20 protein-coding genes and 1 rRNA gene are annotated in these 20,566 nt (G+C 53.4%); 13 read left to right on the top strand and 8 right to left on the bottom strand.

Translation table 11 applies throughout. The annotated features are described in order from the left end of the window. Positions 1-5: 5 nt before the first annotated feature. Both rrf and mpl read left to right on the top strand, forming a co-directional pair. A 5S ribosomal RNA gene (rrf, locus tag LVJ78_RS11115) occupies positions 6-118 on the top strand. A 303-nt stretch (positions 119-421) separates the two neighbouring features. Continuing rightward, complete coding sequence (gene mpl, locus LVJ78_RS11110; RefSeq protein WP_132954595.1) at positions 422-1,804, top strand: UDP-N-acetylmuramate:L-alanyl-gamma-D-glutamyl-meso-diaminopimelate ligase; 1,383 nt, start codon at positions 422-424, stop codon at positions 1,802-1,804. A 503-nt stretch (positions 1,805-2,307) separates the two neighbouring features. On the opposite strand, the gene LVJ78_RS11105 is transcribed toward mpl, so the two are convergent. Together LVJ78_RS11105 and LVJ78_RS11100 are read right to left on the bottom strand one after the other, a co-directional pair. Further along, complete coding sequence (locus LVJ78_RS11105; RefSeq protein ID WP_132954596.1) at positions 2,308-2,727, bottom strand: DUF4124 domain-containing protein; 420 nt, start codon at positions 2,725-2,727, stop codon at positions 2,308-2,310. Between the two features lie 64 nt (positions 2,728-2,791). After that, positions 2,792-2,992 (bottom strand): hypothetical protein, encoded by a 201-nt coding sequence (locus LVJ78_RS11100; RefSeq protein WP_132954597.1) that lies wholly within the window; start codon positions 2,990-2,992, stop codon positions 2,792-2,794. Positions 2,993-3,200: 208 nt separating this feature from the next. Between LVJ78_RS11100 and LVJ78_RS11095 the strand changes: the two genes are divergently transcribed. Both LVJ78_RS11095 and LVJ78_RS11090 read left to right on the top strand, forming a co-directional pair. Beyond that, on the top strand, positions 3,201-4,301 hold the full coding sequence (locus LVJ78_RS11095) for a glycerol dehydrogenase (protein ID WP_132954598.1): 1,101 nt from the start codon (positions 3,201-3,203) through the stop codon (positions 4,299-4,301). Positions 4,302-4,689: 388 nt separating this feature from the next. Then, positions 4,690-6,315, top strand: a complete 1,626-nt coding sequence (locus tag LVJ78_RS11090) for an ABC-F family ATPase (RefSeq protein WP_132954599.1) — start codon at positions 4,690-4,692, stop codon at positions 6,313-6,315. Between the two features lie 236 nt (positions 6,316-6,551). Here LVJ78_RS11090 and LVJ78_RS11085 read toward each other — a convergent pair whose 3' ends face one another. Then, on the bottom strand, positions 6,552-7,208 hold the full coding sequence (locus tag LVJ78_RS11085; RefSeq protein ID WP_132954600.1) for a carbonic anhydrase: 657 nt from the start codon (positions 7,206-7,208) through the stop codon (positions 6,552-6,554). Between the two features lie 460 nt (positions 7,209-7,668). On the opposite strand from LVJ78_RS11085, the gene LVJ78_RS11080 reads away from it, so the two are divergent. Next, positions 7,669-9,387: a proline--tRNA ligase gene (locus tag LVJ78_RS11080; protein ID WP_132954601.1), complete on the top strand. Its 1,719-nt coding sequence runs from the start codon at positions 7,669-7,671 to the stop codon at positions 9,385-9,387. A 277-nt stretch (positions 9,388-9,664) separates the two neighbouring features. Then, the gene (locus tag LVJ78_RS11075) at positions 9,665-10,315 is read left to right on the top strand and encodes a fumarylacetoacetate hydrolase family protein (RefSeq protein ID WP_132954602.1); all 651 of its coding nucleotides are present in this window, start codon (positions 9,665-9,667) and stop codon (positions 10,313-10,315) included. A gap of 255 nt (positions 10,316-10,570) precedes the next feature. Here LVJ78_RS11075 and LVJ78_RS11070 read toward each other — a convergent pair whose 3' ends face one another. Continuing rightward, positions 10,571-11,209 (bottom strand): DedA family protein, encoded by a 639-nt coding sequence (locus LVJ78_RS11070; RefSeq protein WP_132954603.1) that lies wholly within the window; start codon positions 11,207-11,209, stop codon positions 10,571-10,573. Positions 11,210-11,425: 216 nt separating this feature from the next. Between LVJ78_RS11070 and hda the strand changes: the two genes are divergently transcribed. The 7 genes from hda (at position 11,426) to nrdD (ending at position 17,440) form a co-directional block, all read left to right on the top strand. Further along, the gene (gene hda, locus LVJ78_RS11065) at positions 11,426-12,094 is read left to right on the top strand and encodes a DnaA regulatory inactivator Hda (RefSeq protein WP_132954604.1); all 669 of its coding nucleotides are present in this window, start codon (positions 11,426-11,428) and stop codon (positions 12,092-12,094) included. Continuing rightward, a complete protein-coding gene (locus tag LVJ78_RS11060) occupies positions 12,091-12,759 on the top strand; it encodes a histidinol-phosphatase (RefSeq protein WP_132954605.1) in 669 nt (222 codons plus the stop codon). Before hda ends, LVJ78_RS11060 begins: the two co-directional genes overlap by 4 nt. A gap of 224 nt (positions 12,760-12,983) precedes the next feature. After that, on the top strand, positions 12,984-13,307 hold the full coding sequence (cutA, locus tag LVJ78_RS11055) for a divalent-cation tolerance protein CutA (RefSeq protein ID WP_132954606.1): 324 nt from the start codon (positions 12,984-12,986) through the stop codon (positions 13,305-13,307). Positions 13,308-13,412: 105 nt separating this feature from the next. Next, positions 13,413-13,796, top strand: coding sequence for an aspartate 1-decarboxylase (gene panD / locus LVJ78_RS11050; protein WP_132954607.1), 384 nt, complete (start codon positions 13,413-13,415; stop codon positions 13,794-13,796). Positions 13,797-13,919: 123 nt separating this feature from the next. Next, complete coding sequence (locus LVJ78_RS11045) at positions 13,920-14,786, top strand: ATP-binding protein (protein WP_132954608.1); 867 nt, start codon at positions 13,920-13,922, stop codon at positions 14,784-14,786. Between the two features lie 405 nt (positions 14,787-15,191). Next, positions 15,192-15,662: an anaerobic ribonucleoside-triphosphate reductase activating protein gene (gene nrdG, locus LVJ78_RS11040; protein ID WP_132954609.1), complete on the top strand. Its 471-nt coding sequence runs from the start codon at positions 15,192-15,194 to the stop codon at positions 15,660-15,662. Then, positions 15,659-17,440 (top strand): anaerobic ribonucleoside-triphosphate reductase, encoded by a 1,782-nt coding sequence (nrdD, locus tag LVJ78_RS11035; RefSeq protein ID WP_132954610.1) that lies wholly within the window; start codon positions 15,659-15,661, stop codon positions 17,438-17,440. The genes nrdG and nrdD overlap by 4 nt, the downstream gene beginning before the upstream one ends. 351 nt (positions 17,441-17,791) lie before the next feature. Here nrdD and nusB read toward each other — a convergent pair whose 3' ends face one another. The 4 genes from nusB to LVJ78_RS11015 all read right to left on the bottom strand — a co-directional run bounded on the left by nusB (position 17,792) and on the right by LVJ78_RS11015 (position 20,339). After that, positions 17,792-18,217, bottom strand: a complete 426-nt coding sequence (gene nusB, locus LVJ78_RS11030) for a transcription antitermination factor NusB (protein ID WP_132954611.1) — start codon at positions 18,215-18,217, stop codon at positions 17,792-17,794. A 75-nt stretch (positions 18,218-18,292) separates the two neighbouring features. Next, positions 18,293-18,757 carry a 6,7-dimethyl-8-ribityllumazine synthase gene (gene ribH, locus LVJ78_RS11025; RefSeq protein ID WP_132954612.1) on the bottom strand — a complete coding sequence of 155 codons (465 nt, stop codon included), beginning with the start codon at positions 18,755-18,757 and terminating at the stop codon, positions 18,293-18,295. Positions 18,758-18,836: 79 nt separating this feature from the next. Then, positions 18,837-19,160: a DUF2185 domain-containing protein gene (locus LVJ78_RS11020; RefSeq protein ID WP_132954613.1), complete on the bottom strand. Its 324-nt coding sequence runs from the start codon at positions 19,158-19,160 to the stop codon at positions 18,837-18,839. A gap of 288 nt (positions 19,161-19,448) precedes the next feature. Further along, positions 19,449-20,339 (bottom strand): DMT family transporter, encoded by an 891-nt coding sequence (locus tag LVJ78_RS11015; protein WP_132954614.1) that lies wholly within the window; start codon positions 20,337-20,339, stop codon positions 19,449-19,451. Between the last annotated feature and the right edge of the window lie 227 nt (positions 20,340-20,566).

Below are 20,566 nucleotides of genomic sequence, written 5' to 3'. Positions count from 1 at the left end.
TTTAGTCTGGCGGCCATAGCGAGTTGGTCCCACGCCTTCCCATCCCGAACAGGACCGTGAAACGACTCAGCGCCGATGATAGTGTGGATACCCATGTGAAAGTAGGTCACTGCCAGGCACCCCTTCCGAAGCCCCGCTGAATATCAGCGGGGCTTCTTCTTGGCGGCTGCGGCCTGCGGCCAATAGCCGGTCAATAGCCAATACGAAATAGCAGGCTTAAAGGCCGTCTGAATACTCATACGGCTTTCAGACGGCCTTTGGTGTGTTTGTTCAGTCTTAAAATAATCGATAGTAAATCACGTGCCGCGGTGGTGTTTTGAGCGTTGCAATGTCGGATGAGAATGAGTTTGCATGGTATCGGACATATCACGCCAAAAGGCATTGGGCTATAATACGTTTTTATTTTTCACACAGCACAATCATGAAACATATCCATATTATCGGCATTGGCGGCACGTTTATGGGCGGCGTGGCCGCTATTGCAAAAGAAGCCGGCTTTAAGGTGAGCGGTTGCGATGCCAAAATGTATCCGCCGATGAGCACCCAGCTCGAAGCGCTCGGCATTGATGTGCATGAGGGTTTTGATGTGGCGCAGTTGCAAGATTTTGCGGCTGATGTGTATGTGATTGGCAATGTGGCCAAACGGGGCATGCCGGTGGTTGAGGCGATTCTCAATCGGGGTTTGCCTTATGTTTCCGGGCCGCAATGGTTGGCGGAAAATGTGTTGCACAGCCGTTGGGTGCTGGCGGTGGCGGGCACGCACGGTAAAACCACCACGGCCAGCATGTTGGCTTGGGTGTTGGAGTATGCCGGTTTGGCGCCCGGTTTCCTAATCGGCGGGGTGCCGCAAAATTTCAGTGTGTCGGCGCGCTTGCCGCAAGCGCCTGCTCAAGATTCGGGCAGCCGTTCGCCGTTTTTCGTGATTGAAGCCGATGAATATGATACGGCTTTTTTCGATAAGCGCAGCAAATTTGTGCATTACCGCCCACGAACATGTGTGTTGAATAATCTTGAATTCGATCATGCCGATATTTTTGCGGATTTGGCCGCGATTCAAACCCAATTTCATCATTTGGTGCGCACCGTGCCGGGTGAAGGGCTGATTGTCTGCAACGGCACGGAGCCTGCCCTGCGCGAAACGCTCGATAAAGGCTGCTGGACGCCGGTGGAATTTTTTGGCAACCACGATGGCTGGCAGGTGGCCAATGTGCAGGCCGATGGGGCATTTGATGTGCGTTTACACGGTGAAAAAGTGGGGCATGTGGCTTGGGTGCTGATGGGTGAGCACAACCGGCTGAATGCTTTGGCCGCTATTGCGGCTGCCCGTCATGTGGGTGTGTCTGTTGCGGCGGCATGTGAAGCCTTGGGGGATTTTAAAAATGTGAAGCGGCGCATGGAAATCAAAGGCACGCAAAACGGCATCACGGTATATGATGATTTTGCCCACCACCCCACCGCCATTGCCACCACCGTGGCCGGCTTGCGTCAAAAAGTGGGCAAGGCACGCATCTTGGCGGTGCTGGAGCCGCGCTCAAACACGATGAAGCTGGGCAGCATGAAAGCGGCTTTACCCGAGAGCCTGCAAGCGGCGGATCAGGTGTTTTGCTATGCGGGAGAAGTGGATTGGGATGTGGCTGAAGCGCTGGCACCTTTGGGCGAGAAGTTGCATGTAGGCGGGGATTTTGAGGCTTTTGTGGCAGAAATTGTGCACGAAACGAGAACAGGCGATCATATTTTGGTGATGAGCAACGGCGGTTTTGGCGGAATACACGATAAGCTGCTGCTGGCGCTGAAACAGGGCTGATGCCGATTCAAATAAATAAATCATTGTTGTGTAATATGCAAAGGCCGTTTGAAAACCTTTCAGACGGCCTTTGCATAACTCAAGCCCGCTGCTTCTGTGCAGGTAGGCGCTTAGGTTTGAAGCGAACCCAATCTGCCTTGTTATACCAATTCTAAAAAATAACCTTACAAAATAAAAGCAGTTCGGCAGCATCATTCGCGTAGGTCGGATTCTTGAATCCGACGTTTGGCCAACGGCCAAAGCGATGTGCGTGCCTTGTTCTGCGAACAAGTGTCGGATTCGAGAATCCGACCTACAGGCTGCCTGTTTGTATATTATTTTTTCGAATGGGTATTATACCAATCCAAAAAATAACCTAACTTCGTTGTCTTGCTTTGCCGTACTCGTTGTACTGTCGCAGGCTTGCAGCCTTGTTAGCTTACTTTTTTGAATGGGTATTACTATGAAGCAATAAGCATTAAAAATGCCGTCTGAACGATTTCAGACGGCATTTTTTGTTTTCTTCAATCAGCTATTTGCCCGCCTTGGGCTTGCTCCAATTTCTGACGTGCGTTTTGCACGGCTTGCTCCAGGCCCTGAATGCGCTGCTGATAGCGGGCATAATTGCGCTCATTGCCATAGCGCACTTGTCGGCCGGCCTCTAGATTCTTTTGTGCCTGCGCCAATTCTTCCTGCGCGCGCTGCACATCGCTTTGATGGCTGCTGGCTGCGGGCGCTGCTGCAGGTGCTTCTGTGTTGCGAATGGCAGGCACAGGGGCAGCGCTGTAAATGCTGGGCGCGCCCAAGTTGGCCGGCCGGCAATGGCTGCCGCTAGGGTTTTGGGTGTAAGTGGTTTGGCCGTTTTTGCCGCTGCACTCATACACAGAAGCGGCAACAGCAGGCGCAGCGGTGCTCATTAGCAAAATGGCCCATATTTTTTTCATGGCAGGCTCGTTAATTAGGGTTTAAAAGAAGATGAAGACAATATAAGCATTTGTGCATACGTTTTCAAGCCAGCCAGAAATACCACACCGCGAATAAAACCAGCGCCACCAAAATATTGCTGGCGATAATCAGCCACCAGCCCATCCGCGCAGCCGGCCGGCTGCTTTGCGGCTTGCCGCGCCGGATATAGAAAAACGGGCTGAGCAGCACGGAGAGGGCGGACACCAGAATAATGATGGTGTAGTAGATTTTTTCAGTGCTCAAAATATTTCCATTAATAATAAAATAAAATAATAAAGGCCGTCTGAAATAATTTAAATTCAATCAATTAAAGAAGTTTAGGAAGTTTAAATAAAGGTGAGCCATAAAAATCAAACATGTATTATTTGATTTGACGCAATATCAAGCAGACTCAGCAGTGTATATTTGTAGTTAAATTTCAACGACACACACCCACAGAAAGGAATTTGAAATGGCTGCCGTTAAATCCATCACCTCTCCGATGAAATTTCTGATCCAAGCCGGCTTGCTGGCCGATTTGGGCAAACACATCAAACAATACGGCGATGCCGGCCTGATTATCTGCGACCCCTTTATCGCCGAAAAAGCCGCAGCCGATTCAAAAGCGAGCTTGGCTGAACACGGCGTGAAAGGCGTGTTTACCGTGTTTGGCGGCGAGTCGTCTGATGAAGAAATCAACCGCCAGCAAGCCGAATTCGACCAAGCCGGCTGCCGCTTTGTGGTGGGCATCGGCGGCGGTAAAACGCTCGACACCGCCAAAGCCGTAGCTTACTACAAAAACGTGCCGGTGGTGATTTTCCCCACGCTGGCTTCCACCGATGCGCCCTGCACCGCGCTGACTGTGGTTTACAATGCCGACGGCTCGTTTAACCGCTATCTTTTCCTGCCGAATAACCCCAACGCCGTGCTGGCCGACACCAAATTGCTGGCCGCCGAGCCGGCGCGCTTTTTCGCCGCCGGTGTGGGCGACGGCTTGGCCACTTATTTTGAAGCGCGCACCTGCTATGCCAGCAACGGCATCAATCTGGTGCTGATGCAGCCGAGCCTGGCCGGTTTGGGCATTGCCAAAATGTGTTATGAAACCATACGCGATTACGCGCCGCAGGCCATGAGCGCCGTGGCGGCCAAAGCGGTGACACCCGCGTTGGAACGCACCATCGAAGCCACTATTTACATGAGCGGCGTGGGTGCCGAATCCGGCGGTTTGGCGGCGGCGCACGCGATTCACAACGGCATGACCGCGGTGCACGATCTGCACGGCGCGATGCACGGCGAAAAAGTGGCTTTCGGCTTGGTTACCCAATTGGTGATGGAAGGGGTGCCGTCTGAAGAATTGGAAGAAGTGATCGGCATCATCAAAGCCGTGGGTCTGCCGCTTACCTTGGCCGATTTGGGTTTGAAAGAATTCAAAGAAGCCGAATGGCGCCAAGTGGCCGAACTTTCCTGCGCCGAGGGCGAAACCATCCACAACGAGCCTTTCAAGGTAACACCGGACATGGTTTACGATGCGATTGTGGCCGCCGATCAGCTCTTGCAGCAATATAAAGACTGAGCGCGCGATAAATAAAGCAAAGGCCGTCTGAAAGGTTTCAGACGGCCTTTGCTTTGTTCAGAAACAATCTGAGCATCATCAAGAAAAGAAAAACATTGTGCTGGCGAACACTATAGTGAAATGCAAGAAAAATTGATACGAAACTGCCGTAGGTTAGTTTGATAAACCCAGCGTTTCAGACGGCTTGTGGATTTGTTGAGTTTGCAACCCAACCTACCCCCGTATCACTTTTTTATGCATTCCACTATATATACCCGCCCGGCTTCGGCTTGCGCCCGAAGGCCGTCTGAACATTCAGACGGTCTCAAGATACCACGGCAGCAGATGGCCGAATATGATACAATCGCCGCCGATTTAAATGATTCTTTTGCAAAAGGTTTATTGAAAAATGATTTCTACCAACGGCATTACCATGCAGTTTGGCGCCAAGCCGCTGTTTGAAAATGTATCTGTGAAATTCGGCGAAGGCAACCGCTACGGCCTAATCGGCGCCAACGGCTCGGGCAAGTCGACTTTTATGAAAATCCTCGGCGGCGATTTGGAGCCCAGCGGCGGTGAAGTGGCGATTGAAAACGGCGTGCGCTTGGGCAAATTGCGTCAAGACCAATTCGCTTATGAAGACATGCGCGTGCTCGATGTGGTGATGATGGGGCATGTGGAAATGTGGGCGGCGATGACCGAGCGCGATGCGATTTATGCCAATCTCGATGCCACCGAAGACGATTATATGCGTGCGGCCGATTTGGAAGCCAAGTTCGCCGAATACGACGGCTACACCGCCGAAGCGCGCGCCGGCGAGCTTTTGAGCGGCGTGGGCATTTCCGAAGATTTGCACAATGCGCTGATGAGCGAAGTGGCGCCCGGCTTCAAGCTGCGGGTGTTGCTGGCGCAGGCTTTGTTTTCCAAGCCCGATGTGCTCTTGCTCGACGAGCCCACCAATAACTTGGACATCAACACCATCCGCTGGCTCGAAGGCGTGTTGAACCAATACGATTCCACCATGATCATCATCTCGCACGACCGCCACTTTCTCAACGAAGTGTGCACGCATATGGCCGATGTGGATTACAACAGCATCACCATTTATCCGGGCAATTATGATGACTACATGCTCGCTTCGGCGCAATCGCGCGAACGGGCGATGAAAGACAACGCCAAAGCCAAAGAACGCCTGCAAGAGCTGCAAGAATTTGTGGCGCGCTTTTCGGCCAACAAATCCAAAGCCCGCCAAGCCACCAGCCGCTTGAAACAGGCCGATAAAATCAAGTCGGAAATGGTCGAGGTGAAACCTTCTACCCGCCAAAACCCGTATATCCGCTTTGAAGCCGACGAAAAAAGCAAGCTGCACCGCCAAGCGGTGGAAGCGGCCGGCGTGGCCAAGCGCTTTGATGTGCCTTTGTTTAAAAACCTCAATTTCATGCTCGATGCCGGCGAGCGCCTGGCGATTATCGGCCCCAACGGCGCGGGCAAATCCACGCTGCTCAAATTGCTGGCCGGTGCGTTTGCCCCTGAATACAGCGAAGGCTTGGCCGCCGATGCCGGCCACATCAAATGGGCGGAAAAAGCCAATGTCGGCTACTACCCGCAAGACCATGAAAACGATTTCGATGTGGAAATGAACCTCACCGAATGGATGCGCCAATGGGGGCAGGAGGGCGACGACGAGCAAGTCATCCGCGGCACCCTCGGCCGCCTGCTTTTCGGCAGCAACGATGTGGTGAAACAGGTGCAGGTGCTCTCCGGCGGCGAAAAAGGCCGCATGCTCTACGGCAAGCTGATTTTGCTCAAGCCCAATGTGCTGGTGATGGATGAGCCCACCAACCACATGGATATGGAAAGCATCGAATCGCTCAATATGGCGCTGGAAAAATACAACGGCACGCTGATTTTCGTGTCGCACGACCGCCAGTTTGTGTCCTCGCTGGCTACCCAGATTATCGAGCTCGACGGCCAAGGCGGCTACGAGCATTATTTGGGCGATTATGAAAGCTATCTGGATAAAAAAGGCGTGTAATACACATCTCAAAAAATAATCTTACTGCGTTGACTCGCCCTGTCGTGCTATTGGCATTGCCGGCGGCTCGCCGCTTGGTTGGCTTGCTATTTTGAATGGGTATAAGCTTTTTAACAGAGCAAAGGCCGTCTGAAAAATGTTTCAGACGGCCTTTGGTTATCATCAAAAATTTGAATAACTGTTTATAAACAATAGGTTGATATTTTTACCGGGCAGCGTATTGCCCGCTTGCCTGCCTACATCGACCATTCGCTGTCGGTTAAATCGTAAATCCGCTGAATGTCGCTCAAAATGCCTTTGAAATCAATATTTAAATCTTTCAGACGGCCTGTGCGGATATCAAACACCCAGCCGTGCACGGTGGGGTATTGCTCGTGCAGATAGCGTTTTTGCACACAGGCGATTTTAATCAGATTGATGCATTGCTCCTGCACGTTTAATTCCACCAAGCGATCGTAGCGCGCCTGCTCGTCGGCAATCGCATCAAGCTCATCGCGGTGCAGGCGGTAAACATCGCGTATGGTGCGCAGCCACGGGTTGAGCAAGCCATAATCGCGCGGCTGCATGGCCGCCAAAATGCCGCCGCACTGATAATGGCCGCACACCACAATATGCTTCACCTTCAAATGCTCCACCGCATAGCGCACCACCGAAGCAGCGTTGATGTCGAGCGCATTGACCATATTGGCGATGTTGCGGTGCACAAACACTTCGCCCGGTGCCATGCCCATCATTTCTTCGGCGCTCACACGGCTGTCGGCGCAGCCGATATAAAGATAATCCGGCGTTTGCGCGGCAGAGAGCGTGTCGAAAAAATGCGGGTCGGCCTGCAATTTCTGCTCGGCCCACAGGCGGTTGTGTTCGAAAATATCTTGTTGGGTTTTATGGGCCATATTATTGTCCTGATTGAAGTGTGTGGTTGCTATATTATCGAAACGCTTACTTTAGCCCCAACAAACGCAGCGGGCAAGTGCGGGTTTTACACAAGCTTAACTTTTATGCCGACCATGCGGATGCAAACGCAACGTGTCACAAACCATACACAAAATCTGTGGATAAGCTTGTGTATAAATAGGGCTTAAGAGGAAAAAACCTTGTTGCAGCAAACGCTGTTTATCATTGCCTAAAATTCAGGCAATAAAAAAGCATATAAAAATCAATAAATTAAATTTAATCAATCAAAGGGTGAAACGCCATTAAGAAAAAGCTTAGCAAAAACAAGGCCGTCTGAAAGCTGTGTATGAAAGCGGTTGACAGTCGCCCGAAATGGCCGAATCCGCCGAGAAAAACATGTTGCTGCCGCCTTTTCGCGGTACAATCACGCATCATTTTACACACCAGAATTTACCGATTATGAAAGCCAGCCAGTTTTTTATTTCCACCTTAAAAGAAGCCCCCGCCGAAGCCACGTTGCCCAGCCATCAGCTGATGATACGCGCAGGTTTGGTGAAAGGCGTGGCTTCCGGCCTCTACACTTGGATGCCGATGGGCTTGCGCGTGTTGCGTAAAGTGGAAAACATTGTGCGCGAAGAAATGAACCGCGCAGGCGCAGTGGAATTGCTGATGCCGGTGATTCAGCCGGCTGAATTGTGGCAAGAGAGCGGGCGCTGGGAATTTTACGGCAAAGAATTGCTGCGCATCAAAGACCGTCACACCCGCGATTTCTGTATGGGCCCCACTTGCGAAGAAGTGATTACCGACATCGTGCGCAAAGAAATCACCAGCTATAAACAATTGCCGAAAAATTTCTACCACATCCAAACCAAATTCCGCGACGAAGTGCGCCCGCGTTTCGGTGTGATGCGCGCGCGCGAATTTGTGATGAAAGATGCCTATTCCTTCCACGCCGATTACGAATCATTGGTAAACGAAGGCTATCAGCCCATGTATGACGCCTATTGCCGCATTTTCGACCGCCTCGGCCTGAACTACCGCCCCGTGGCCGCCGACACCGGCAGCATCGGCGGCACCGGCTCGCACGAATTCCAAGTGCTGGCCGAGAGCGGTGAAGACGTGATTGCCTATAGCGACACTTCCGATTTCGCCGCCAACGTCGAATTGGCCGCCACCCTGCCGCTGGCAGGCGCGCGCGCTGCCGCCGCTGCCCAATTGGCCAAAGTGCACACCCCCGATGTGAAAACCATCGCCGCCTTGGTGGCATTTTTAAATATTCCGATTGAACAAACGCTCAAATCCATTGTGGTGGAAGGCGAAGAAGCAGGCGAAATCGTGCTGCTGCTCTTGCGCGGCGACCACGAATTCAACGACATCAAAGCCGAAAAACTCGCCGGCGTGAAAACCCCGCTCACCATGGCCGACCCCGCGCAAATCCGCGCCCAATTCGGCGCCAATGGCGGCTCGCTCGGCCCCGTGGGTTTCACCGGCCGCGTGTATGCCGATTTCGCCACCGAAAAAGGCGCCGATTGGGTGATTGGCGCCAATGAAGACGACCAACACTACACCGGCTTCAACTTCGGCCGCGATGCCGCCGAGCCGCAATTTGTCGATTTGCGCAACGTGATCGAAGGCGATGAGAGTCCCGATGGTGAAGGCCGTCTGAAACTCGCACGCGGTATCGAAGTGGGCCATGTGTTCCAATTGCGCACCAAATATTCCGAAGCCATGAACGCCACCGTGCTCGACAACAACGGCAAAGCCAAAGTGATGGAAATGGGCTGCTACGGCATCGGCATCACCCGCATCGTGGCCGCCGCCATCGAGCAAAACAACGACGAGCGCGGCATCATCTGGACCGACGCCATGGCACCCTTTGCCGTGGTGATTGTGCCGATGAACTATAAAAAATCCGACAGCGTGCGCGAAGCGGCCGATAAGCTTTATGCCGACCTGCTCGCCGCCGGCGCCGACGTGCTGCTCGACGACCGCGACGAGCGCGCCGGCGTGTTGCTCAACGATTCCGAGCTGCTCGGCATCCCGCACCGCATCGTCATCGGCGACCGCGCCTTGAAAGAAGGCAATGTCGAATACGCCGAACGCCGCGCGGGTGAATCGCAAAGCGTGCCCGTGGGCGAAGTGGTGGAAAAAGTGCTTGCTGCGATAAATGCGAAATAATCAAAAGGCCGTCTGAAAAGTTTTCAGACGGCCTTTTTGTGATGGGGCAAAGCCTGCTTGAATTTAGTTTGCATATAGTGAAATGCAATAATAAAGTTGCACGCAACTGCATTTTGCAACGGCGTAGGTTGGGTTGATAAACCCAACGTTTCAGACGGCTTGTGAATTGGTTGGGTTTACAACCCAACCTACCCGCCGTAGCACTTTTTTATGCATTCCATTATAGCATTTTGTATATTGCTGATTTTATTTTCGAAAAATACCGAAGGAGCTTGAAATGCCGAACGTGATGCTCGAAACCCGCCCGGTGCAGGTAAACAATATCTTCTGCATCGGCCGCAATTATGTCGACCATATTGCCGAATTGAAAAACGAAACGCCCACCGAGCCGGTGGTGTTTATGAAACCGAACAACAGCATTCTGCATCAGGGTGCGGCCATTAAATTGCCGGCTTACAGCGCCTCGGTGCATTATGAATGCGAATTGGTGTTGCTGATTGGTGAAGACGCAGACGGCATTGATGCAGAAAATCCGCTGAAAATCATTGCCGGCTACGGCGTGGGGCTGGATTTGACCGCGCGCGATGTGCAAGGCCGTCTGAAAGAAAAAGGGTTGCCGTGGACGAAGGCCAAAGGTTTTCGCGGCGCGGCTTGTGTGTCGGATTTTGTGGCGGCGGATAAATTGAGTCGGCCGCAAGATTGCGAATTCACGTTTAAAGTGAATGGCGAAATGCGCCAACACGGCCACACCTCGCACATGATTTACCCGCTGGCGGCGATTTTGCAGGAGCTGGCTGAAAGCTATGGCTTGCGCGCAGGCGATGTGGTGTTTACCGGCACGCCCGCCGGCGTGGGGCAGCTGCACAGCGGCGACAAGCTGGCGCTGGATTTGGCCGGCGTGGTGCAGGCGGCGTTTGAAGTGGTGTGATACCCATTCTAAAAAATAACCTGACAAAATAAAAGCAGTTCGGCAACATTATCCGCGTAGGTCGGATTCTTGAATCCGACGTTTGGCCAACGGCCAAAGCGATGTGCGTGCCTTGTTCTGCGAACAAGTGTCGGATTCGAGAATCCGACCTACAGGCTGTCTGTTTGTATATTATTTTTTTGAATGGGTATGAAGTGGTGATGGGCAATAAAAGGCCGTCTGAAATTGTTTTCAGACGGCCTTTTTCAGACGGCCTTACCGTTTCGCTTCGCGGCGCGCACGCACCACTTCGATTACGCCGGGCAGCACCGAAATCACGATAATGGCGGCCAGCACCAGCGCGAGGTTGTTTTTCACCAGCGGAATGTTGGCGAAAAAGTAGCCGGCATAAGAAAACAGCACCACCCACAAAATGGCGCCGATGATGTTGTAGCGGATAAAGCGGCCGTAGTGCATATTGCCCATGCCGGCCACAAAAGGCGCGAATGTGCGCACAATCGGCACAAAGCGGGCGATGATAATGGTTTTGCCGCCGTGTTTTTCATAAAAAGCGTGGGTTTTGTCGAGATAGGCGCGGCGGAAGATTTTGGAATCGGGGTTGGCAAAAAGGCGCGCGCCGAAATATTTTCCGATGGCGAAATTCACCGCGTCGCCCAAAATGGCGGCCACCAAAAGCAGCGCCACCATCAAGTGAATATTCATTTCGCCCAAGGCGGCAATGCCGCCGGCGGCAAACAAGAGTGAGTCGCCCGGCAGAAAAGGCGTGACCACCAGGCCGGTTTCGCAGAAGATGATTAAAAACAAAATGGCATAAATCCACACGCCGTATTCGGCGGAAAGAGCGGCCAGATGCTGGTCGATGTGCAGGATAAAATCGATAATGGTGCTGATCACGAATAGTCTTTCTTGATGGGAAGCGGGGATTTTAAACAGGCTGTCTGAATAAAGTCTTAAGAAGGCCCTGTTTCAGACGGCCTTCATGATTTGAAGTTCGCTATTTTAGGGGAAAAAGCATGGCGCGCCAAACGAATCAAACAAACGGCGCGGCTTGCCGCTCTGCGTGGAAACAACGTACAATTGCGCACATTGCCCAACGCAAAAAGATTGTTTGTGAACCAGCTTATTTTTGATTTCGCCCACCAGGCCTACCCCGGATTCGATAAATTTCTGGGCACAGCCAATGCCGAATTGCTGCATGTGCTGCAACAGCAACACGGGCAGTTTATTTATGTGTGGGGGCAGCAAGGCTCGGGCAAAAGCCATCTTTTGCAGGCATGGGTGGCGCAGGCTTTGCAGGCGGGGCACGAAGCCGCTTATGTGGATGCCGCGCGCATGCCGCTCACTGACAAGGCTTTCGAAGCCGATTATCTGGCCATCGATCAGGCAGAAAAACTCAATGATGACGAGCAGGCGCTGCTTTTTGCCGTGTTTAACCGCTTTCGCAACAGCGGCAAAGGTTTTTTGCTGCTCTCGGCCGATGTGCCGCCGCAGCAATTGCTTATCCGCGAAGACTTGCGCACGCGCATGGGCTATTGCCTGGTGTATGACGTGAAGCCTTTGAGCGACCAAGAAAAAACCGCCGCGCTCGCCGACATGGCCGCCGCCCGCCAGCTCACCGTCGACCCCGAAATTTTCACCTATCTGCTCAACCACTGGCGCCGCGATATGGACAGCCTCGTGCAGATGCTCGACACGCTGGACAATTATTCCATGATGATGGGCAAGCGCATCACGCTGCCCTTGCTGCGCCAGCTTTTAAAACAACAGGAAGCCGAATGACCAACCTCGCCATTTTCGATCTCGACCACACGCTGATCAACGCCGATTCCGACAACACCTGGCCGCAATACCTGATGCAAAAAGGCGTGGTCGATGCCGAATTTGTGCGCATGAAAAACGACAAATTCTATCAAGATTACCTCAACGGCTGCCTCGATATCGATGAATTTCTGCAATTCCAGCTCGCGCCGCTCACCCGCTTCAGCATGGAAGAATTGGCCGACATGCACCGCGAATTCACCCAAGCATTCATTCTGCCGCACATCAGCCCGATGGCGAAAATGCTGGTGCAGAGCCACCGCCAAACCGGCGACGAATTGCTGGTGATTTCTTCCACCAACGAATTCATCATCACACCCATCTGCCACTTGTTCGGCATTGAAAACATTATCGGCACACAGCTCGAAATCGGTGAAAACGGGCGCTACACCGGCGGCTATATCGGCACACCCAGCCTGAAAGAGGGCAAAATCACACGCCTGAACGAATGGCTGGCTGCGCGCGGCGAAACTCTGCAAAGCTACGGCAAAAGCTATTTCTACAGCGATTCGAAAAACGACTTACCGCTCTTGCGCCATGTGAGCGACCCCGTGGCGGTGAATCCCGATGAAGTGTTGCTGCAAGAAGCCACGGAAAAAGGCTGGCCGGTGTTGAATTTTATGTAAAGGCCGTCTGAAGTAGGGCTGTAACAGCGTAGATTGGGTTGATAAACCCAAGGTTTCAGACAGCAGTGAAATCAAAGAAAAACGGATGCGAAATAAGAAATCCCAAATCGCGGGTAGGGTGCTTGGCGCAGCCACGCACGCGGTTTAAACTTCTGTGTGTATGTTTGTATCCGTTTTCATTTTTTCTCCTATATTTAATTAATCAACAAGTTAGGCCGTCTGAAATGCCGCCATACAAACCCGTGATCATCACCACCACCGCCGCCGACCGCGAAGAAGCACAGCGCATCGGCGCGGCGCTGCTGGAAAAAAAGCTCGCCGCCTGCGTGCAATATGAAATCATTTGGAGCCATTATGAATGGCAGGGCGAAACGCGCATCGACGGCGAAATCCGCCTCACCATCAAATCCGCCCGCTGCCATTATGCCGCCGTAGAAAAAACCATCCGCGCCTTGCACAGCTATGAATGCCCGCAAATTCTGATGCAGCCGGTGAGTAGGGGCTTTGCTCCATATTTACGCTGGGCGAAGGCCGCTTTGGGGTTATAATACAGGCCGTCTGAAAACGCCTGTGGTGTTTTTCAAGCTTTCAGACGGCCTTCAGATGCCGTCTGAAAGCTTGATAACCATTTGAATTTTTAAAGAAAGCAAGCCATGTTCCGCACCATGCTCGGCGGCAAAATCCACCGCGCCACCGTTACCGAAGCCGATTTAAACTATGTCGGCAGCATCACCATTGATCAAGATCTGCTTGATGCGGCCGGCATTTGTGTGAACGAAAAAGTGCAAATTGTAAACAACAACAACGGCGCGCGCCTGGAAACCTACACCATTCCCGGCGAGCGCGGCAGCGGCGTGATCTGCCTCAACGGCGCGGCGGCGCGGCTGGTGCAAAAGGGCGACATCGTGATTATTATGTCGTATGTGTTGATGAGCAACGAAGAGGCAAAAAACCACGAGCCCAAAGTGGTGCTGGTAAACGAGCAAAACAAAATCCGCGGCATCATCCATTACGAGCCGCCGCACACGGTGTTGTGAGATGGCATGAAAACCATAAGGCCGTCTGAAATATTTTTTCAGACGGCCTTTTCTTGTGTGTATTCATTTCAAGCTGCATAATGGTTTTTCTCGACATCCATCCCTCAGGCCGTCTGAAACATTATGAAACTTGCCAAATTTTTAAAACAAGCCGCTTCCGTGTTAAACCGCCTCGATGCCTTGCTGCCGCCCGAAGCGGCCGAGCCGGATTGGCGGGCGCTGGCTTACCGCTGGCAGAGCGTGGGGCGGCGCGGCGTGTTGGAAAGCCTGCCCAATCCGCATACTTTTCCGCTGAATCGTTTAGCCGCAGTGGACACGCAAATGCAGCGGCTGGTGCGCAACACCGAGCAGTTTCTCGAAGGGCGGCCGGCCAATAATGTGCTGATGAGCGGCGCGCGCGGCACGGGCAAATCGTCGCTGGTGAAGGCGCTGCTGCACGAATATGCCGCGTGCGGCCTGCGCCTGATCGAAGTGGACAAAACCGATTTGGTGAGCCTGCCTTCTTTGCTCACGCTGCTGGAAAAGCGGCCGGAAAAGTTTATTGTGTTTTGCGATGATTTGTCGTTTGAGAGCGGCGAAGACACTTATAAAGCCTTGAAAACTGCGCTCGACGGCGGCCTCTCGCAGCGCTGTGACAATGTGCTGGTGTATGCCACGTCCAACCGCCGCCACCTGATGCCCGAATATATGGATGAAAACCAGGCCACCACCGGCATACGCGGCGAGGTGCAGCCCAAAGAGGCGGTGGAAGAAAAAGTGTCGCTTTCCGACCGTTTCGGCTTGTGGCTGAGCTTTTACCCGTTTGACCAAAACGATTATCTGCAAGCGGTGGAAAACTGGCTCGCCGATTTCGGCCTACCGCTGGACGACACCGCCCGCCACGCCGCGCTCAATTGGTCGTTGATGCGCGGCAGCCGCTCGGGGCGCATTGCCTGGCAGTTTGCCTGCGATTGGGCGGGGCGGCTGCCCGGGCAAAGGGTGGTGGATTAGGGGTGTTTATATAGTGGCATGCAAGAAAAAGGGATACAAAACTACGCACTATAACAGGTAGGTTGGGTTGCCAAACCCAACGTTTCAGATGGCCTGTGGGCTTGTTGGGTTTTCAACCCAACCCACCCGTTGTGTCACTTCTTCCTGCATTCCACTATATTTCATCTCGCGGCGATGTTGGCGTAAAACACGCTTGCCGTGTTGAAAATGAGAGGCCGTCTGAATATTTTTCAGACGGCCTTTGTTGATTGATTTTCAAATAATCATTTTGCATTCATCTTTTACATTGTTGCCTGCCGTAACTTGATGCAGGTCAGAAAGCCGAATCGGAAAATCCATAAAATACCATATTTAGTGGTTGGCGGCATGTTTTCATACTAGATATGGTATTTTTAGGGGCGAGTGATGCAGCAGCTCAGGTTTGATCGCGAGGAAATCGTGTGGCAGGAAGTGCCGGGGGAAGTGTCGCTGGCGTTTCTCTGCTCGGGCTGCCCGCTGCGCTGCCAAGGCTGCCACAGCAGCGGCAGCTGGAAAGCAGGGCGGGGTGCGGTGTTGAGCGAAGATTATTTGCGCAGCCGTTTGCAGCAATATCGCGGCCTGATCAGCTGCGTGCTGTTTATGGGCGGTGAATGGCATGGCGCGTTGCTTGAGGGCATGCTGCGCATTGCCCGCGAAGAAGGGCTGCACACCTGCCTCTACACCGGCCTTGAGCGCAACGAGCTGAGCGCTTCTTTGCTGCCGCACCTCACTTATCTGAAAACCGGCCGCTGGCTGCCCAAGCGCGGCGGCTTGAACAATCCGGCCACCAATCAACAATTTACCGACTTGCGCTCCGGCGCCAACCTCAATCATTTGTTTCAAGGAGAAACCCTATGATTCGGCTGCATCCCGAACAACTTCACGGCAAGCTGCGTTTTATGGACGACTATATCGCCGCTGCCAACGCGGCCGATGGCTCGAAAATGGACGCCAACGCCAATGTAACGCATAAAAATATCGCCACCATGGAAAACGAATTGATGAAGGATTTTCTGGTGCAGGTCAACCGCGCGCAAGTGAGCCGAAAAATCAGCGAGCTTTTCGGCGCAGAATGGGCGCAGGAATACATCCGCCAGATTGAGGCGCACGAAATTTATGTGCACGATGAAACCAGCCTCAAGCCTTATTGCGTGTCGGTAACGCTTTATCCTTTCCTGCGCGACGGGCTAGCCAAGCTTGGCGGCGAATCGCAAGCGCCCAAACATCTGGCTTCTTTTTGCGGCTCGTTTGTCAATTTGGTGTTTGCCATCAGCGCCCAATTTGCCGGCGCGGTGGCCACGGTGGAATTTCTCACTTATTTCGATTATTTCGCCCGCCGCGATTATGGCGATGATTATCTAAGCACCCACGCGCACGAAGTGGCCAACCATTTGCAGCATGTGGTGTACAGCATCAACCAGCCCGCCGCCGCGCGCGGCTATCAGAGCGTGTTTTGGAATATTTCGCTTTATGACGCGCATTATTTCGAGGCCATGTTCGGCGATTTTGTGTTTCCCGATTTCACCAAACCCGAGTGGCAAAGCGTGGCGCGGCTGCAAAATTATTTTCTCAAATGGTTTAATCAAGAGCGCAGCAAATCGGTGCTCACTTTTCCGGTGGTTACCGCCGCCATGCTCACCGACAAGGGCGAATGCAAGGATAAACAGTTTGCCGACGAAATGGCGCAAGAATTGGCCGAGGGCAATTCGTTTTTCGTTTATCTTTCCGACAATCCCGATTCGCTTGCCTCTTGCTGTCGCTTGCGCAACCAAATCGACGACCGCACTTTTTCCTACACCTTGGGCGCAGGCGGCGTGGCCACCGGCTCGATTAATGTGATCACGCTCAATATGAACCGGCTCGAGCAAGACGGGCGCGACTTGGCAACAGAAGTGGGCAAAGTCCACCGCTATCAATATGCCTATCGCAAGCTGATGGAAGAATATCAGGCCGCCGGCATGTTGCCGGTTTACGATGCCGGCTTTATCACGCTCGACAAACAGTTTCTCACCATCGGCATCAACGGCATGGCCGAAGCGGCCGAAGCCTGCGGTATTGCTGTGGGCTACAATCCCGAATACATCGAATTTGTGCAAGGCCGTCTGAAAACCATTTTCGAAGCCAACAAAGCCGCCTCGAAACAATACGGCGTGCGTTTCAACACCGAATTTGTACCGGCAGAAAACCTCGGCGCGAAAAACGCCCAATGGGACAAAGCCGACGGCTATAAAGTGGCGCGCGATTGCTATAATTCGTATTTTTATGTGGTGGAAGACGATAAAACCAACGCGCTCGATAAATTTCTGCTGCATGGGCGCGAGCTCACCGAATGGCTCGACGGCGGCTCGGCGCTGCACTTGAATTTGGACGAAGCCTTAAGCCGAAGCGGCTACCGCTCGCTGCTTAACATCGCCGCCCGCACCGGCTGCAATTATTTCTGCGTGAACGTGAAAATCACCATCTGCAACGAATGCGGCCACATCGACAAACGCACCCGAGAAGCGTGCAGCGCCTGCGGCAGCCGCGATATCGATTACGGCACCCGCGTGATCGGCTATCTCAAGCGCGTGTCTGCCTTCAGCAGCCCCCGCCGCAAAGAGCACGCATTGCGGCATTACCACCGGCATGCGGCATAGCAGCGTAGGTACGATTAGCGCAGCGTAATCGTACGCATGGATACGCACGAGTTTCGGACTTGTCGGAATAGGGTACATTCTGCTTGATTCGCATGCGTACGGTTACGGCCTGCGGCCTAACCGTACCTACGGGTTTGGCGAGTGCACGGCCAGTGCGTAGGTACGATTAGCGCAGCGTAATCGTACGCATGAGTGCGAACGCGCTTCGGACTTGTCGGAATAGGGCACATTCTGCTTGATTCGCATGCGTACGGTTACGGCCTGCGGCCTAACCGTACCTACGGGTTTGGCGGGGGTGATTGAAAAAGGCCGTCTGAAAACGTTTCAGACGGCCTTTGATTCAGCTGCGGCTCAATTGCGTTTAGGGTCGTTGGGGCGCAATTGCACCGCCAGTTTGTCGAGTATGCCGTTTACAAATTTGTGGCCGTCGGTGCCGCCGAAGGTTTTGGTCACTTCAATGGCTTCGTTGATGATCACCGGATAAGGGGTTTCGGGCATAGCGGCCAATTCGTGGCAGGCCATCAGCAGCACGGCGCGCTCGATGGGGCTCAAATCGTTTTCATCGCGGTCGAGCAGCGGGCGGATTTGTTGCATGTAATCGCGCTGGTTGGCGTGGGCGCCAAAGAAAATGGCGGTAAACAAAGGCTCGTCGGCTTTGGCAAAATCGCTGCTTTCGCGGATGTTTTGCGTCACTTCGGCGGCGCTGCTTTGGTTGAGCGCGGCTTGGTAAAGTGCCTGCACGGCAAATTCGCGGGCGCGGCGGCGGGCGGTTTTCATAAGGGCTTCCTTGCAATAGCGTTCAGACGGCCTGTTGGCAAAATGCTTGCGCCAACAGGCCGTCTGAACAAAAAATTAATCGTCGGCACCGATTAAGGTGTTGATCAGGTTGGCGCATTCCACCGCCACCACGGCGGCATCGCGGGCTTTTTCTTCGATGCGCACATGCGCTTGCTCATCGTTTTCGGTGGTGAGCACGGCGTTGGCAATCGGGATGTTGAAATCCAGCCCCACGCGGGTGATGGCGGCGCCCGATTCGTTGGCCACCAGCTCGAAATGATAAGTTTCGCCGCGAATCACGGCGCCGATGGCCACTAAGGCATCGTAGCGGCCCGAGGCGGCCATGTTTTGCAGCACCAGCGCCACTTCCAGCGCGCCGGGCACGGTGGCGATGGTGATGTGTTTGGTTTTCACGCCCATTTCTTGCAGCTTGTCGGTGCACACTTGCAGCATGGCGCTGCCGATTTCGTTGCTGAAACGTGCTTGCACAATGCCGATGCGCAGGCCTTTGCCGTTGAGGTTGGGGAGCAGGGTTTTCATGGCATTCTCTCTATTTTAATTAAGGTGGGTTTTGGGCTATTCAAGCCGGCGGCCGTGCATAATGATGGCGGCGGGAAAATCAGTCTTTCGGCTGCCAGTCGGCCACGGCTTGAAATTCGCCTTGTTCGTTTGATTCCCAAGCGCTGCCTTCGGGTTGATTGATGAATTCGTTTACCGCCGGGTTGCTTTGGGTGATGTCGCTGATGCTGTAAACGGTGAAATTATCGGGGTTGTCGCAATATTCGTCGGTTTCGTCGCCGCTGAAAAAGCGCCAGCCGCTGTCGTTTTCAAACACCGGCGCTTCGCGATACATAAAGCCCACCGGCGCGCCTTCTTCGCTCACGGCTTTGGTGGCGATGCAGCGGCCCAGCGCGGTGGAAAGGGCGGAGGCAAATTTATTCATAATGTTTTTTCAGACGGCCTGATGATTGTAAAAGTGGATTTTACACGATTCGGCGGCGTTTCGCACGGTTGGGATGGGGTGCGGCGGGTGCATGACATGCGCTGTTGATCACAGAGGCCGTCTGATACCAATTCAAAAAAAGTAAGCTAACAAGGCGGCGAGCCGAAGACAGTACACCTAGTACGGCTAGGCGAGCCAACGAAGTTAGGTTATTTTTTTTGGATTGGTATGAAAAGTTTCAGACGGCCTCTGTGTGAGGGATGCTGTTGATTCTAAATGTAGGGCTGTTTAAGCATGTTTGCTTTTGAGCGAGCCCAGATAAATGGCAAACAGCGTGAGCGCGGCGCCGCCCCATTGCAGGCCGTTGATGGGCTTGTGCAGCCAGAAATAATCAATCAAAAGCGCGGCCACCGGCTCGCTCAAGAGCAAAAGGCCGGTGAGGGTGAGCGGCAACAGCGGCACAGCATAGGCAATCATGCCCCAGGCCAGGCATTGCATCACGGCGCCGTAAATCAGAATCAGGCCGACATCGTGCCAATTGGTGGGATAAAGATTGCTGCTGTTGAAAAGCAGCGAGGGCAGCACCAGCGCGGCCATGCCGCCCAGGCTCACCAACAGCATCATCGGAAACAGCGGCGTTTTTTCGATTTTATGGGTTTCGCGGATGAAAATCATCGAGAGCGCCAGCATCGCGCCCGAGGTGATGCCGCTCACAAAGCCCCACACGGCCGCGCTGTTGTGGCTAAGCTCGGGGCTGCCGATGAGCGCCACACCGCTGATGGCGATCACGAGGCTCAATAATTGCAACGGCGTTTGGCGCTCGCCGAAAAAGAAAAAGCCGATGGCAGAGAGAAAAAAGATTTGCAGGCTGTTGAGCAGGGTGGAAATGCCCGGACCCACGGCATAAATGCTTTCGTGCCACAGCGCCAAATCAAAGCCGAGAAACACGCCGGAAATCAGCGCCATTTTGACGGCTTTTTTGTTTTTGGGCAGGCGCTGGCCGAAAAAACGCGCCAGCAGCCAGAAAATTATTCCGGCCACGGCCAAACGCCAAAAAGCGATGGCATAAGCGCCCACGGGCACGAATTTCACAATCAGGCTGCCCAGCCCGAATACTACGCAGCCCACCACCAGGCTGGCGGCGGCGTTGCGGTGGGAGGGCGCGGCGGTGGGTAACATATAATCGGCTCGTTCAAGGTTTTCAGACGGCCTGTATCATAACAGGCCGTCTGAAATAATGAAAATGAAAACAAGTTGTGGGTGGGATGTTTATGTCCGGCATTTGGCCGATAGGCTGAAGTTTGGCGGGCATCGCGGGAAAGCTTGCTCTTCGAGCAAGTGTCGGATTCGAGAATCCGACCTACGCCATGCTCATTCAAACCAAGGCCGTCTGAAAGCAAAGTTTC

Source organism: Uruburuella suis (assembly GCF_022870845.1).
Classification (GTDB): Bacteria; Pseudomonadota; Gammaproteobacteria; order Burkholderiales; family Neisseriaceae; genus Neisseria; species Neisseria suis.
Note: the sequence above shows the minus strand (reverse complement) of the source record. Positions and strands in the feature narration are given on the sequence as shown.

What these genes read in the sequence shown, in the direction of transcription:
- mpl (WP_132954595.1), top strand. Translation starts at nt 422, where the DNA reads ATGAAACATATCCATATTATCGGCATTGGCGGCACGTTTATGGGCGGC.
- LVJ78_RS11105 (WP_132954596.1), bottom strand. Translation starts at nt 2,727, where the DNA reads ATGAAAAAAATATGGGCCATTTTGCTAATGAGCACCGCTGCGCCTGCT.
- LVJ78_RS11095 (WP_132954598.1), top strand. Translation starts at nt 3,201, where the DNA reads ATGGCTGCCGTTAAATCCATCACCTCTCCGATGAAATTTCTGATCCAA.
- LVJ78_RS11090 (WP_132954599.1), top strand. Translation starts at nt 4,690, where the DNA reads ATGATTTCTACCAACGGCATTACCATGCAGTTTGGCGCCAAGCCGCTG.
- LVJ78_RS11085 (WP_132954600.1), bottom strand. Translation starts at nt 7,208, where the DNA reads ATGGCCCATAAAACCCAACAAGATATTTTCGAACACAACCGCCTGTGG.
- LVJ78_RS11080 (WP_132954601.1), top strand. Translation starts at nt 7,669, where the DNA reads ATGAAAGCCAGCCAGTTTTTTATTTCCACCTTAAAAGAAGCCCCCGCC.
- LVJ78_RS11075 (WP_132954602.1), top strand. Translation starts at nt 9,665, where the DNA reads ATGCCGAACGTGATGCTCGAAACCCGCCCGGTGCAGGTAAACAATATC.
- LVJ78_RS11060 (WP_132954605.1), top strand. Translation starts at nt 12,091, where the DNA reads ATGACCAACCTCGCCATTTTCGATCTCGACCACACGCTGATCAACGCC.
- cutA (WP_132954606.1), top strand. Translation starts at nt 12,984, where the DNA reads ATGCCGCCATACAAACCCGTGATCATCACCACCACCGCCGCCGACCGC.
- panD (WP_132954607.1), top strand. Translation starts at nt 13,413, where the DNA reads ATGTTCCGCACCATGCTCGGCGGCAAAATCCACCGCGCCACCGTTACC.
- LVJ78_RS11045 (WP_132954608.1), top strand. Translation starts at nt 13,920, where the DNA reads ATGAAACTTGCCAAATTTTTAAAACAAGCCGCTTCCGTGTTAAACCGC.
- nrdG (WP_132954609.1), top strand. Translation starts at nt 15,192, where the DNA reads ATGCAGCAGCTCAGGTTTGATCGCGAGGAAATCGTGTGGCAGGAAGTG.
- nrdD (WP_132954610.1), top strand. Translation starts at nt 15,659, where the DNA reads ATGATTCGGCTGCATCCCGAACAACTTCACGGCAAGCTGCGTTTTATG.
- nusB (WP_132954611.1), bottom strand. Translation starts at nt 18,217, where the DNA reads ATGAAAACCGCCCGCCGCCGCGCCCGCGAATTTGCCGTGCAGGCACTT.
- ribH (WP_132954612.1), bottom strand. Translation starts at nt 18,757, where the DNA reads ATGAAAACCCTGCTCCCCAACCTCAACGGCAAAGGCCTGCGCATCGGC.
- LVJ78_RS11020 (WP_132954613.1), bottom strand. Translation starts at nt 19,160, where the DNA reads ATGAATAAATTTGCCTCCGCCCTTTCCACCGCGCTGGGCCGCTGCATC.
- LVJ78_RS11015 (WP_132954614.1), bottom strand. Translation starts at nt 20,339, where the DNA reads ATGTTACCCACCGCCGCGCCCTCCCACCGCAACGCCGCCGCCAGCCTG.